8 protein-coding genes are annotated in these 13882 nt (G+C 68.5%); 3 read left to right on the forward strand and 5 right to left on the reverse strand.

All coding sequences use genetic code 11. The features are described from left to right. Positions 1–3: 3 nt before the first annotated feature. The 3 genes from DPR14_RS07275 to DPR14_RS07285 all read right to left on the reverse strand — a co-directional run bounded on the left by DPR14_RS07275 (position 4) and on the right by DPR14_RS07285 (position 2231). Positions 4–897, reverse strand: a complete 894-nt coding sequence (locus DPR14_RS07275) for a CHAD domain-containing protein (protein WP_158044554.1) — start codon at positions 895–897, stop codon at positions 4–6. Beyond that, positions 888–1640, reverse strand: coding sequence for a CYTH domain-containing protein (locus tag DPR14_RS07280; protein ID WP_192499335.1), 753 nt, complete (start codon positions 1638–1640; stop codon positions 888–890). The genes DPR14_RS07275 and DPR14_RS07280 overlap by 10 nt, the downstream gene beginning before the upstream one ends. Before the next feature lie 66 nt (positions 1641–1706). Then, positions 1707–2231, reverse strand: coding sequence for a SixA phosphatase family protein (locus DPR14_RS07285; RefSeq protein WP_158044556.1), 525 nt, complete (start codon positions 2229–2231; stop codon positions 1707–1709). Between the two features lie 186 nt (positions 2232–2417). Here DPR14_RS07285 and DPR14_RS07290 point away from each other — a divergent pair, with 186 nt between their 5' ends. Beyond that, entirely contained in the window at positions 2418–4565 is a 2148-nt protein-coding gene (locus DPR14_RS07290) for an RNA degradosome polyphosphate kinase (RefSeq protein WP_158044557.1), read from the forward strand. Positions 4566–4597: 32 nt separating this feature from the next. Then, positions 4598–6112, forward strand: coding sequence for a Ppx/GppA family phosphatase (locus DPR14_RS07295; protein ID WP_158044558.1), 1515 nt, complete (start codon positions 4598–4600; stop codon positions 6110–6112). A gap of 15 nt (positions 6113–6127) precedes the next feature. Here the strand turns inward: DPR14_RS07295 and rnd are convergent, their stop codons facing one another. Beyond that, positions 6128–7288: a ribonuclease D gene (gene rnd / locus DPR14_RS07300; protein WP_158044559.1), complete on the reverse strand. Its 1161-nt coding sequence runs from the start codon at positions 7286–7288 to the stop codon at positions 6128–6130. A 206-nt stretch (positions 7289–7494) separates the two neighbouring features. Between rnd and aspS the strand changes: the two genes are divergently transcribed. Further along, positions 7495–9348 (forward strand): aspartate--tRNA ligase, encoded by a 1854-nt coding sequence (gene aspS / locus DPR14_RS07305; RefSeq protein ID WP_158044560.1) that lies wholly within the window; start codon positions 7495–7497, stop codon positions 9346–9348. A 172-nt stretch (positions 9349–9520) separates the two neighbouring features. Here aspS and DPR14_RS07310 read toward each other — a convergent pair whose 3' ends face one another. After that, the gene (locus DPR14_RS07310; protein ID WP_246148962.1) at positions 9521–13279 is read right to left on the reverse strand and encodes an Rne/Rng family ribonuclease; all 3759 of its coding nucleotides are present in this window, start codon (positions 13277–13279) and stop codon (positions 9521–9523) included. Positions 13280–13882 lie beyond the last annotated feature (603 nt).

The raw sequence follows: 13882 nt of genomic DNA on the forward strand, positions 1-13882 counted from the left end.
TCTTCACCCCCAGAAAGGCTCGGCCTTCTCGTAGTCGCGCCACCGCTCGGGCAGGTCGCCCATGTGGCGGCGCATCCGCCGTTCCAGCCAGTCGGCGAAGTCGCCCGCCGCCCGTCGGACGTCGCGTCCGGCATCGGCCGACAGCGCGTCGATCATGCGGCGGCTCACCGCGGCGTCGTTCAGGGTGCCCAGCAGGTCCTGCAGGGTCTCGACCGACTCCAGGTACGGGCGGACAGCGGCGGCCGGATAGAGGCCGCGGAAGAACTCGACGGCATAGCGCAGCTTCTTGAAGCTGATGCGCAACTGGTGCCGCTGGTCGGCGTCCAGCTTGCGGATCTGCCGCCCGGACTTGCGGGACTTGCGGTGCCTCAGGTCCAGCCAGCTTCCGGCGAGGTCCGCCATCGGCCGGGCCAGGAGCAGCCGGACGTCGGGCGCGGCGCCCTCGTTCCAGCGCCCGGACTCCAGCCAGCCGCCGAGACCCAGCATCAGCGTGGTGTAGCGCGGCGCATGCAGGGCCTCGACCGCGCGAGCGTGGGCGGAGCGGCGCGAGTCCGCGATCGCCTGGCCCAGCAGGCGAACCCCTTCGTCGCTGCCCTGCTTCTCGGCATAGGGCTCGAAGAACTGCGTCTGGAGGACGTCCCAGTCGCGGGCCGGACCCAGGCGTTCGGCCAGCCATTTGACTTCGTCCTTCAGCGTCCGCGCGTCTGGCGACGCGATGACGTCGTCGAACAGGCCCAGCGCGGAACGCAGGCGCCGCAGGGCTACCCGCATCTGGTGGATGCCTTCGGCTTCCAGTCCCGCCATGGCGCAGGCCTGGTTGGCCAGCGCATGGCTCATGCAGTTGCGCACGATGTGGCGGAAGCTCTCGGCTACCGTGGCTGCCGGCGTCAGGCCCAAGGGGGGGCCTTCGACGGCCGCGGCAGTGCGCCCGTGACCAGGGCGAACCCGGCTTCCGCCTTGCTCTCCGTCGCGATGCGCAGCGGCACGATGCGCTGGAGATCGTGGGCCAGCTCGAACAGGGCGGTGATCGATCCGGCCTTCAACTCCAACTCGATCTCGCTGATCGGCCGGTGTGCGACGCCCGCCCGGATCTCGCCCGTGTCCAGGGCCACCTCGATCGCGGTCAGCGGATCGGGCCGGAGCATCAGGGTGGTGCGCTGGAAGTCCGTCAGGAACATCGGCCTGATCGCCGGAAGCGCATCCTGCGGCACGACCTCGCGCACGCCGTCGAGGGTGAGCAGGGAGATGTCAGGATCGTCGGAGGGGACCTGCCACTCCCATTCGCGCCGGACCGCCACGGCCGCCGCGTCTCCAGGCGTCCCGCTGTTCATGGTCTTGACCGCCTGGATCCGCTGGGCGCCCTGGCGGCGCACGCGCAAGGCCACCCCATAGGCCGCAAGCGCCAGGTCCGGCGTGTCGTAATAGACGGTGTGGAGGCGCTGGCTGGCCGTGGTGCCGTGCTGCAGCCCGACCAGGGCCGGGTGCCTCACCAGCCGGGCGAGGTTGCCGGGAGCGACGTACAGCTTCAGCTCGATCTCCCGCGCCGCCTGCGGCGTCGCGGATGCCGCGCCGGGAAGTTCGCCACCCGCCGGCGCCGTGTCCGTCGGTTGCAATGTCGTGCTGTCGCGGTTGTTCGACACGGGCGGAGCAGCCTCGCTGGTCGGGGGCATCATCCTCCTGTCAATACTAGACCCTCGCACCAACCGTTAAGTTAATTTTTTCGGAAGAATGAGGCGGGACAGCGTTCCGGCACGCGACCCGATGTCGCCCCAGGAGTCCCGGGGGAAGGTGAGCACCGCCAGGGCAGCCGTCGGAAACTTGGCGGCGAGGCTGCGGAGGTCGGCTTGGTCGCCGTCGCCGGCCAAGTCCTGCGCCAGGTTGTGGAGATCCGGATTGTGGGCGACCAGCAGGACTGTCGCTGCGTCGTCCGGCAGCCGGCGCAGACGGTCCAGCAGCGCCGCTTCGCCGCTCAGGTAGAGGCCATGCTCGTGCTGGGCCGGCACTTGCGGCCGGTCGGTTCCCAGCTGGGCGGTGACCAGTGCCAGCGTGTCGACGGCCCGCCGGGCCGTCGAGCAGAGGATGACGTCGGGGCGGAGCCCCTCGGCGCGCAGATGGCGGCCGATCAGGGTCGCGGCGCGGGCCCCCCGGGGGGCAAGGGGCCGGTCGTGGTCGTCGATGGAGGGGTCGTTCCAGGCGGATTTCGCGTGCCGGAGCAGGTAAAGCGTCTTCATTGTGTTGACGTGAGCCTCAAGGTATTCCCTATTCGCGGTCGGCAGATGACTCGGAAGCGTGCCACAGGGCCCGATTCCGTCGCCGCGGCCGGCGGAATCCGGCAACGGCCACCGTTCGCCTGTCAAAGCGTAACCGAGTCGCGCTATCGTGACCATTCCGTTAATCGTTTGAGCCCCGAGGAAGCCGTGACCAGCGCGCAGGAAATCGAGACCCCCGAGATCGATCCGACCTCTCCGGACCGGTTCATCAACCGTGAACTGTCGTGGCTGGCGTTCAACCAGAGGGTCCTCGAGGAATCGCTCAACGTGAACCATCCGCTGCTGGAGCGGCTGCGGTTCCTGTCGATCTCCGCCAGCAACCTGGATGAATTCTACATGGTCCGCGTCGCGGGGTTGAAGGCCCAGGTCCGGGCCGGGATCACGACGCTGTCCGACGACAATCTCGGCCCGGCCCAGCAGCTCGCCGCCGTCAACCAGCGCGTGATCGAGCTGATGCGCGACCAGCAGAACGGCTGGCGGACGCTCCGGAAGGAACTGCGCGAGGCCGGGATCACCGTGGTGGACCCCAGCGAGCTGACCGACAGCGAGATGGATTGGCTCGAAGCCCGGTTCCTCGACGACATCTTCCCGCTCCTGACGCCCATCGCGGTCGATCCCGCCCATCCGTTCCCGTTCATCCCGAACCTGGGATTCAGCCTGGCGCTCCAGCTCTACGACCCGGACCGCAGCCAGAACCTGGACGCCCTGCTGCCGATGCCGTCCCAGCTGGAACGCTTCGTCCGGCTGCCCGGGTCCGACGTCCGGTTCGTCCTTCTGGAACAGCTCGTCCTGCTGTTCCTCGACCGGATCTTCCCGGCGCCGTTCAAGCTGACCGGGCACGGGGTGTTCCGGATCCTGCGCGACAGCGAGATGGAAATCGACGAGGAGGCGGAGGACTTGGTCCGCACCTTCGAGAGCGCCCTGAAGCGCCGCCGGCGCGGCAGCGTCATCCGGCTGGCGGTCAATATCGGGATGGCGCCGGACCTGCGGGAGTTCCTGCGCAACCAGCTCTCCGTCTCAAGCGACGACGTGTTCGTGCTGGAGGGGCTGATCGGCCTGGTCGATACCAAGCAGCTCATCATCGAGGAGCGCCCGGACCTCGTCTTCCCGCCCTACAACGCCCGCTTCCCGGAACGCATCCGCGATTTCGGCGGCGACTGCTTCGCGGCGATCCGGCACAAGGACATCGTCGTCCACCACCCGTACGAAAGCTTCGACGTGGTGGTGCAGTTCCTGCGGCAGGCGGCGCGCGACCCGGCGGCAGTCGCGATCAAGCAGACGCTGTATCGGACCAGCAAGAACTCCCCCATCGTCGCGGCCCTGATCGAGGCGGCGGAGGCCGGCAAGACGGTCACCGCCATGGTCGAGCTGAAGGCCCGTTTCGACGAGGAAGCCAACATCCAGTGGGCGCGCGATCTGGAACGCGCCGGAGCCCAGGTGGTCTACGGCTTCGTCGACCTGAAGACCCACGCCAAGGTGTCGCTGGTGGTCCGGCGCGAGGCCAAGGGCCTGCGCAGCTACGTCCACTTCGGCACCGGCAACTACCACCCGATCACCGCCAAGGTCTACACCGACCTGTCGTTCTTCACATGCGACCCCGCGCTCTGCCACGACGCCGCCTTCATGTTCAACTACATGACCGGCTACGCGACGCCGAAGTCCCTGGAGAAGGTCTCGATAGCCCCCCTCGCGCTCCGCGAGAAGCTGGTCGAGCTGATCGACCGGGAGATCGCCTTCGCGCGCGCCGGAAAGCCGGCCCGGATCTGGGTCAAGCTGAACTCGCTGGTCGATTCCCGCCTGATCGACAAGCTCTACGAAGCCTCCCAGGCGGGCGTCCTGATCGACATGATCATGCGCGGCATCTGCTGCCTGCGCCCTGGCGTTCCCGGCCTGTCAGACAACATCAGGGTCAAGAGCATCGTCGGGCGATTCCTGGAGCATGGCCGGATCATCTGCTTCGGCAACGGCCACGTCCTGCCGTCGCCCGAGGCCAAGGTGTTCATCTCCTCGGCCGACTGGATGCCGCGCAACCTGGACCGGCGCATCGAGACGCTGGTGCCGATCGAGAACCCGACGGTCCACCAGCAGATCCTGGACCAGATCATGGTCGCCAACCTGAAGGACGAGGCACAGAGCTGGTATCTGACCTCCGACGGCTCCTACCGGCGGGCGAAGGTCGACAAGGATGCTTTCAGCGCCCATACCTATTTCATGACCAACCCCAGCCTGTCCGGCCGCGGCAGCGCGATCTCCGGGGCGCGGATTCCACCGCGCCTGGTCCTCCAATCCAAGTAGCAAGTCCATAAAGGCGCGACGGGCACCACGACATGACCCTCACCCTCGATCGGCGTCCGGCTGCCGACCTCCAGCGCTCCGAACGGATCGCGGTGATCGACATCGGCTCAAACTCGATCCGGCTGGTCGTCTATGACGGCCTGCACCGGGCGCCCGTGCCCCTGTTCAACGAGAAGATCATGTGCGGGCTGGGCCGCACGGTCGAGAAGACCGGCCGGCTGAGTCCGGAAGGCGTGACGCTGGCGCTGGACAACATCGCCCGGTTCGGCCGCCTGATCGACGGCATGGATGTCGGCCGGACCGAGGTGCTGGCGACCGCCGCGGTGCGCGATGCCGCCGACGGCGCCAAGTTCGTCGAGGCGGTCAATGCCAGGACCGGCCTGACCGTCCGCACCATCGCGGGCGAGGAGGAGGCGCGCCTGTCGGCGATGGGCGTACTGTCGGGCACGCCGGGCGCCGACGGGCTGATGGGCGACCTGGGCGGCGGCAGCCTGGAACTGGTCGGCCTGGACCGCGGCGTCATCGGTCCCCAGGTCACCATGCCGCTCGGCCCCCTGCGGCTGGTCGAGTCCTGCGGCGGCAAGATCGCCGCGGCGACCCGGACCATCGACCAGCACCTGCAGGCGCTGCCCTGGCTGGCGGAGCACAAGGGGCGCCCCTTCTATCCGGTGGGCGGAAGCTGGCGCGCGCTGGCGAAGCTGCACATGGAACAGGTCGGCCATCCGCTTCACGTCATCCATCACTACACGGTCGGCGGAGGCCAGCTCCGCGACTTCGCCGGGGAGATATCCCGCCTCAACCGGTCGGCGCTGGACAAGGTATCCGGCGTGTCGAAGCGCCGGTCGGACACGCTTCCCCTGGCGGCGCTGGCGCTCGAACGGCTGCTGGCGATCGTCGAGCCGTCCGAGGTGGTCTTCTCCGCCTACGGCCTGCGCGAGGGGCTGCTGTTCGACATGCTCGGCGCGCAGCAGCAGCGGGAGGACCCGCTGATCAGCGCCTGTGCCGGGCTGGCCAGGCGGATCGGCCGGTTCGACCAGGGGGAGATCATCACGAACTGGACGGCGTCCCTGTTCGCCGGCGAGGACGAGATGTCGGCCCGGCTGCGTCGCGCCTCCTGCCTGCTCAGCGATCTCGGCTGGTCGGAGCATCCGGACTATCGCGCCGAGCATGCCTATATGCGGATCCTGCGCATGCCTTTCGCCGGCATCGACCATGGGGAGCGGGCTTTCCTGGCCCTGGTCGCCTATGCGCGCTATGGCGGCCGGATCGAGGATCCGCTGGTGGCGGTGGCGCGCGGCCTGGTCCAGGAGGGCAGGGCGGCGAAGGCGGGCATCCTCGGCCTGGCGCTCCGCCTCGCCCAGACGCTGACCGGCGGCGTGGCCGCGCTGCTTCAGCGCACCAGCCTGTCGATCGACGAGGAGGCCCTGATCCTCTGCGTTCCGGAAGACGCCCGCGTGCTGGTCGGCGACACGGTCCGGCGCCGCCTGGACGCCGTCGCCAAGGGGCTCAACCGGCGGGGCGAGATCATGATCGCACCGCCGAGGTAGGTCGCCCGGCGCGGGCTACCGATCCGCGTCCAGCGGAACCAGCTTGACCCGCTTGTCCTCGATCGCCAGGGCGACGCGGCCATGCTTCAGCTTCAGCGCCAGATCGCCGAACAGCTCGCGGCGCCAGCCCTTGAGGGCCGGCACCAGGGCTTCGTCGTCGGCGGCGATCGCTTCCAGGTCGGCCGAGCTGGCGACCAGCTTGGTCGCCACCTGCTCGTCCTCGCATCGCATCTTCAGCAGGACGCGCAGCAGCTCGATGATCGGCGCCAGGCCCGGAGGCACTTCGGCCCTGGGCTCCCCGGTCGGGCATTCGCCGACCGGCATGGAGACGCCGCGCTCCACCGCCGCCAGCAGCTCGGTGCCCCAGCGGCCCTCGGCGACGCTTCGCCCCAGGCCCCGGGTGCGGGCAAGGTCGTCCACCGACCCGGGCGCGTGGGAGGCGATTTCCAGAAGGGCCTCGTCCCGCAGCACGCGGGAACGCGGGATGTCCTTGCGCTGGGCCTCGCGTTCCCGCCAAGCCGCCAATTCCTTGAGGATGGCGAGGAAGCGCGGCTTGTCGGTGCGGACCTTGAGCCGCTTCCAGGCATCGTCCGGGTCGACCCGGTATGTGGCCGGATCGGTCAGCACGGCCATTTCCTCGTCCAGCCAGCTTGCCCGGTCGGTGCGGTCCAGGCGGCGCTTCAACTTCTCATAAGCCGGGCGAAGATGGGTCACGTCCGACAGGGCGTAGGTCAGCTGCCGGTCGGTCAGCGGGCGCGCAGACCAGTCGGTGAAGCGCGACGACTTGTCCACCCGCGCGCCGGCCAGCTTGGCGATCAGCGTCTCGTAACCGACGCTGTCGCCGAAGCCGCAGACCATGGCGGCGACCTGGGTGTCGAACAGCGGCCTGGGAATCTCGCCGGCGAGATTGTGGAAGATCTCCACGTCCTGGCGCGCGGCATGGAACACCTTGAGCACCGACGGATCGCCCATCAGGCGGTAGAGCGGCGCCAGGTCGATGCCGTCGGCCAGCGGGTCGACCGCGGCGGCCTCATCGGGTCCGGCTATCTGGACCAGGCAGAGCTTGGGCCAGAACGTCTTCTCCCGCATGAATTCGGTGTCGACGGTGATGTATTCCGCCGCCTTCAGACGTTCGCACAACGCCTCCAGATCGGCTGTGGTCGAGATCAGGGTCATGCGACAGTCATACAACACCGGAGCCGCCCGGAAAAGCGGGGCTGCTTCAACTTGACAACCGGCTTGCATCCATGTGCTTCTGCGCCATCATCCAACCTCCAGGGCGGGATCGCGGGCCGATGCCCTTGCCGTCCCCCTTGGCCGAGCCGGCGCCGCGGCATTCCGTTTCGCGGCGCCCGTAACTGTTATTTCAAGGTGCGCTCCCTATGCATCCCTACCGGACCCACACCTGCGGTGCCCTGCGCGATACCGATGCCGGCCAGATCGTGCGCCTGTCGGGCTGGATCAATCGTAAGCGCGACCACGGCCAACTGCTGTTCATCGACCTGCGCGACCACTACGGCATGACGCAGTGCGTGATCGACAGCTCCAGCCCGCTGTTCCAGGTGGCCGAGGGGCTGCGCCTGGAATCGGTCATCACGGTCACCGGCAAGGTCGTCGGCCGCACGCCCGAGACGATCAACGACAAGCTGCCGACCGGCAGGATCGAGGTCCAGATCAAGGAACTGGCGGTCCAGAGCGCCGCCGAGCCGCTGCCGCTGCAGGTCAACAGCGACGCCGACGCCGGCGAGGAGATCCGCCTGCGCTACCGTTTCCTGGACCTGCGGCGCGAGAAGATGCAGCAGAACATCCTGCTGCGCTCCCAGGTGATCGCGTCGGTCCGCCGCCGGATGATCGAGCAGGGCTTCAACGAGTTCCAGACGCCGATCCTGACCGCCAGCAGCCCGGAGGGTGCCCGCGACTTCCTGGTGCCGAGCCGCATGCATCCCGGCAAGTTCTACGCGCTGCCGCAGGCGCCGCAGCAGTTCAAGCAGCTGCTGATGATGGCGGGATACGACCGCTACTTCCAGATAGCTCCCTGCTTCCGCGACGAGGACAGCCGCGCCGACCGCAGCCCGGGGGAGTTCTACCAGCTCGATTTCGAGATGTCGTTCGTCACCCAGGAAGACGTATTCGCCGCAATCGAGCCCGTGCTTTACGGCGTCTTCGACGAGTTCGGCGGCTTCCGCCGCCCGGCCAAGCCGGAGCTGACCCCGTACCCGTTCCCGCGCATTCCCTATGCCGAGTCGATGCTGAAGTATGGCAACGACAAGCCGGACCTGCGCAACCCGCTGGTCATCACCGACGTGACGGCGGTGTTCCAGCGCGACGACGTCGAGTTCAAGGCGTTCAAGTCGGTGATCGCCAAGGGCGGAGTGGTCCGCGCGATCCGCGCTCCTGATGTCGGCGACCGGCCGCGCAGCTTCTTCGACAAGCTGAACGACTGGGCGCGCGGCCTGGGTGCTCCCGGCCTCGGCTACATCCTGTTCGAGGCCGGCGGCGGCAAGGGGCCGATCGCCAAGTTCGTGCCGGAAGCGGCCCAGGCGGCCCTGCGCGAGGCGGTCGGCCTGAGCGACGGCGACGCCGTGTTCTTCGTGTGCGACCAGCCGGGACCCGCCGCCAAGCTGGCCGGCTTCGCCCGGACCAAGATCGCCGAAGACCTGGACATCGTCGAGAAGAACGCCTTCCGGTTCTGCTGGATCGTCGATTTCCCGATGTACGAGCGCGACGAGGAGACCGGCAAGATCGACTTCAGCCACAACCCGTTCTCGATGCCCCAGGGCGGCCTGGAAGCTCTAGAGAACCAGGACCCGCTGACGATCAACGCCTACCAGTACGATATCGTCTGCAACGGCATCGAGCTATCGTCGGGCGCCATCCGGAACCATCTGCCGGAGGTCATGTACAAGGCCTTCGCGATCGCCGGATACCCGCCGGAGGAACTGGAAGCCCGTTTCGGCGGCATGCTGTCGGCGATGAAGCTGGGCGCCCCGCCGCACGGCGGCTCGGCCCCCGGTATCGACCGCATCGTCATGCTGCTGGCCGACGAGCCGAACATCCGCGAGGTCATCGTCTTCCCGCTCAACCAGCGCGCCGAGGACCTGCTGATGCAGGCACCGGCGCCGGTCCCGGCGGAACGGCTGAAGGAGCTGTCGATCAAGCTCGACCTGCCCAAGCCAAAGACGGTCGCCGCCCCACCGACGGCGGAGGGGACGGTTTCGCCGAAGGGAGCGGAATAGGGGGAGCCGCTTAGGTCGGCGTTCGCCCGTCAGGGCCAACGCCGACACCCTGCACCGCAGTCGTCGATCGGAGCCGCTGAAAACGAAAAAGCCGCTGCGGAGGGATGCCCCGCAGCGGCTTTTTACATGCTGCCCCGACCAGCCGGACGGGGCAGCAGCGTCTACGGCCGGATCACTCCCGGTTCCACCAGCCCCGGCGTGCGGGACGCGACGGTTCATCGGGAGCCGCAGGCTCGGCTTCCGAGGCGGGCTCGGTCTCCGGGGCGGGCTGCGGTGCGGGTTCCACCGGTCCGGGAGCCACGTCCATGAAAAGATCGTCGCCGGCGCTGGGCTCCTGGGGCAGGGGCGCGGGCACGGGTTCCGGCACCTGCTCGACGGCGGACGCCTCGATCACGGGTTCCGGTTCCGCGACCTTCTTCTTGCGGGGAGCCCGCTTGCGGACCGGCTTGGCAGGCGCCTCCGCGGCCGGGGCTTCCTCGGCCGGCGCTTCGGCGGCGGGCGCCTCCGCAGCCGGAGCCTCGGCTGCGGGTTCCGCGACCTTCTTCTTGCGGGGAGCCCGCTTGCGGACCGGCTTGGCGGGCGCCTCCGCGGCCGGGGCTTCCTCGACCGGCGCTTCGGCGGCGGGGACCTCCGCAACCGGTGCCGGTTCGGGCTGCTCGGCAACGATCTCCGCCGGAATGGCCGGTTCGCCCACCGTCACGGGAACGATTTCTTCCGGAGCCGCGGGTTCGGGTTCTGGAGCCGGCCCGGGCTCGGCCTGCGGCTGCCCGGCAACCGGTTCCGGCCGGGGAGCGGGCTCGGGTACCGGTTCGGACCCGGGTGCGGGCGGCGCGCCGATGTCGCCGAACGGATCGCCGAGATCGTCCTCATACGCCTGAACATGGACCGGTACGGGCTGGTCGGCCTGGGGTTCGGACGCGGCGGGCTGCTCGGCCGCCGGCTCGGTCTCAGGTCCCTCCTGCTGATCGCCTTCGTCGCCGAAGCCGTTCTCGAAGTCGCCCTCGGCCCGGCCGCGGCCACGGCGGCGTCCCCCGCGCTTGCCGCGACGGCGCTTCTTGCGCAGGCCGTTCGCGTCGGTTTCGTCTGCCTGGCCGTTCTCCGACTCGTCACCGTCCTCGCCGTCATCGGCGTCGTCATCGCCGCCGGTGTCGAGATCGTTGTCGAAGTCCTCGGACTGCTGGTCGAGCGCGGTCTCCTCCACCGGTTCGTCGGCGGCTTCCTCGCGCTCCTCCTCGCCCTGGTCCTCGGTTCGGGTTTCCGTCCGGTCGTCGAACCGGCGGCGTCGGCGGGACCGGCGGCGGCGGCGGTCGCCGCCGCGCTCCTCGCCCTGTTCCTGTGGAGCGGCGGCGGCGATGGGCTGAGCCTCCGCGGGTTCGGCGACCTCCACCTCTTCGGCCGCCTCGTCCTCCTCCGCTTCGCGTTCGAGCAGGCGGTCGGTCTCGGCGTAGATCCGCTCCGGGCTGATGACGGGGGCGATCTCCTCGCCGGCCTGGCGGGCCTTGATCCGCTCCAGGCGGTATTCCGGCGGGATCAGCGTGTCGTCGCCGAACAGGAAGACCCGGAAGCTGTAGCGGCGCTCGATGTCGGCCAGCGCGTCGCGCTTCTGGTTGAGGATATACAGCGCGATCTTGGTCGCCACATGGACCGTGATCTCGCTGGAGCGCTTGCGGATGCCTTCCTCCTCTATGGCGCGGAGAACATAGAGGGCGGCGGACTCGATGGAGCGGACCATGCCGGTGCCCGTGCAGTGCGGGCATTTCTCGAAGTTGGTCTCCATCAGGCTCGGGCGCAGCCGCTGGCGCGACAGTTCGAGCAGCCCGAAGGGCGAGATGCGGCCGAGCTGGATGCGCGCCCGGTCGTTCTTCATCGCCTCCTTGATGCGGCGTTCGACCGCGGCGTTGTTCCGCGCGTCCTCCATGTCGATGAAGTCGATGACGATCAGCCCGGCAAGATCGCGCAGCCGCAGCTGGCGGGCGACCTCGTCCGCTGCCTCGAGGTTGGTCTTGTAGGCCGTCTCCTCGATGTTCCGCTCGCGTGTGGACCGGCCGGAATTGACGTCGATCGCGACCAGCGCCTCGGTCTGGTTGATGACGATGTACCCGCCGGACTTGAGCTGGCAGACCGGGCTGTGGATCGCGTCGATCTGGCTTTCGACCTGATAGCGGAAGAACAGCGGGATCGTTTCGTCGCGGTAGCAGTGGACCTTCCGCGTGTGGCTAGGCATCAGCATGTGCATGAAGTCGCGGGCGACGCGGTAACCCGCTTCGCCTTCCACATGCACCTCGTCGATGTCGTTGGTGTAGAGGTCGCGGATCGACCGCTTGATCAGGTTCGCTTCCTCATAGATCAGCGCCGGCGCGCTCGACTGGAGCGTCAGGTCGCGGATGCTGTCCCAAAGCCGCAGCAGGTACTCCAGGTCGCGTTTTATCTCCGGCTTGGTCCGCTCCATTCCCGCGGTGCGCAGGATCACCGCCATGCCTTCGGGAATGTCCAGGTCCGAAAGCATTTCCTTCAGGCGCTTGCGGTCCTGCGGATTGGTGATCTTGCGCGAGATTCCGCCGCCGCGCCCGGTGTTGGGCATCAGCACGCAGTAGCGGCCGGGCAGGGACAGGTACGTGGTCAGGGCGGCGCCCTTGTTGCCGCGCTCCTCCTTGACGACCTGGACCAGCAGGATCTGCCGGCGCTTGATGACTTCCTGGATCTTGTAGCTGCGCAGCGGGCGGGGACGGCGGCGCTGGACGTCCTCGGCCTCGTCGCCGACCAGTTCGTCCACCGGACCGTCGTCGGAGTCGCCTCGGCCGCGGGGGCCCTGGCGATCGTCGCGGCGGCCGCGCGGCGCGTCGTCGCCTTCGTCCTCGTCGGGGTCCTGGGAGTCGTTCCTGTCGTCGCCGTCGTCGGAGTCCAGGTTGCCGGAATACTCAGCTGCCGGCGTCCGCGGCGCGTAGTCGGCCACGGGCTCGGTGCCGGCGCCGAGTTCGCCCGCCGGGGCGGGCAGTTCCTCCGCGCCTGGGTGGGCGGCGTCGCCGGCCGGGGGGACGGCCGCGGGATCGTCGGACGGAGGCGCCGCGGCGTCCGGCTGGCGGTCGTTGGGATAGCTCTCGTTCGGATCGTAGGGCTCGCTGCGCTCCTCGCGCGGCAGGCTGGCAGGCTGGTAGGTGGTGGGCTTGCCGTCGCCGGAACCGCCATCCTGCTCCCCGGCCCCGCCATCAGCGGACCCGTCACTATCGGCGGACCCGTCGCTGCTGGAGTCGTTTTCCGCCTGGAAGTCGGGTGCCGGTTCCTCAGGCGCGAACCAGTCGTGCGGAATATCGTTCTCGGCGTGGTGAACGGCGCCCGCCTCGTCTTTGGTTCCGGCCGCCTGATCCATGGCGGGCTGCCCGTCCGGCGGCGTGGCGCCCGTGGGCTCCGGCTCGGAAGCGGCGGCAGCGGAGGGGGGGCTCGCATAGGGGGGCTGTTCGCCGGTTCCGGGAACGTCACCGGAAGACTCGGCCGCAGGGGGTTCCCGGGGCTGCTGACCGGCGTCGCCGCCGAAATCGTCGCGTCCGTCCCCGAACGACTCGGAGCGCCCGTGGCGCCGGGAGCCGCGGCCCGGCCGGGGATCGCCCATTTCCACGTCGGCGCCGATGGTGTCCTCGCGCTCTTCCAGGTCGCGTTCCTGGGCGAGCAGCGCTTCGCGGTCGGCGACCGGGATGCGGTAATAATCCGGATGGATTTCGGAGAAGGCCAGGAAACCGTGGCGGTTGCCGCCGTACTCGACGAAGGCGGCCTGGAGCGATGGCTCGACCCGCGTCACCTTGGCCAGGTAGATGTTGCCTTTTAACTGTTTCTTGCTGGCGATTTCGAAATCGAGTTCGTCCAGCTTGTTACCATTGACCACGACCACCCGAGTCTCCTCGGAATGGGTCGCGTCAATCAACATGCGCTTTGCCATATGTCTACCTCATGACGCCGCCGGGCCCCCGCGCGACTTACGGGTGGCGGCGCGTCATCGTCAAAGGCGAAGCGTTCGGCACGGTTCCCGCCGGATCGTCTAACGGCGCTTTCCACAGCAGCCAGGACGGGCGGGGCACCGGACGCCGGGCTCCGGCCCGACGGGGCCAAAGCCAGCTTCAAGGTTTCTCCTCCACCGCAAGTTCCATAAGCGCCACCCGGCCGGTGCGCTGCCTGAAAAAACCGATAATTGGCAGCACGTTACCCGAAGGCGACGCCGCCTCTCCCAAGTGGGGATCGGCGGAATGCGGTATGTCGCACCCCTACCATAATGGGGGGCGCCGCATTCCTCAATCACAGAATTGTCTTGTTGGAATGGTGACAGTGGGCGAGGGCTCAACCAGCGCGGCACCCGGCAGGCACTTTGGCGGCCCCGCCGCGGGACTGAGGCAGTTTCTGATGATCATGCTTGAACACTTTGATTTTCTTAGGCTATATGTAGAGCAAAATCGATCGATTGGGCCCTTTCGGAGACCGACGCTGCACGCGCTGATCCTGATCCTCGCCGTCTTCTGGCTGGCCGCGGCTCACGCGGGGCAGGCGG

It is taken from the genome of Skermanella pratensis (genome assembly GCF_008843145.1).
Classification (GTDB): domain Bacteria; phylum Pseudomonadota; class Alphaproteobacteria; order Azospirillales; family Azospirillaceae; genus Skermanella; species Skermanella pratensis.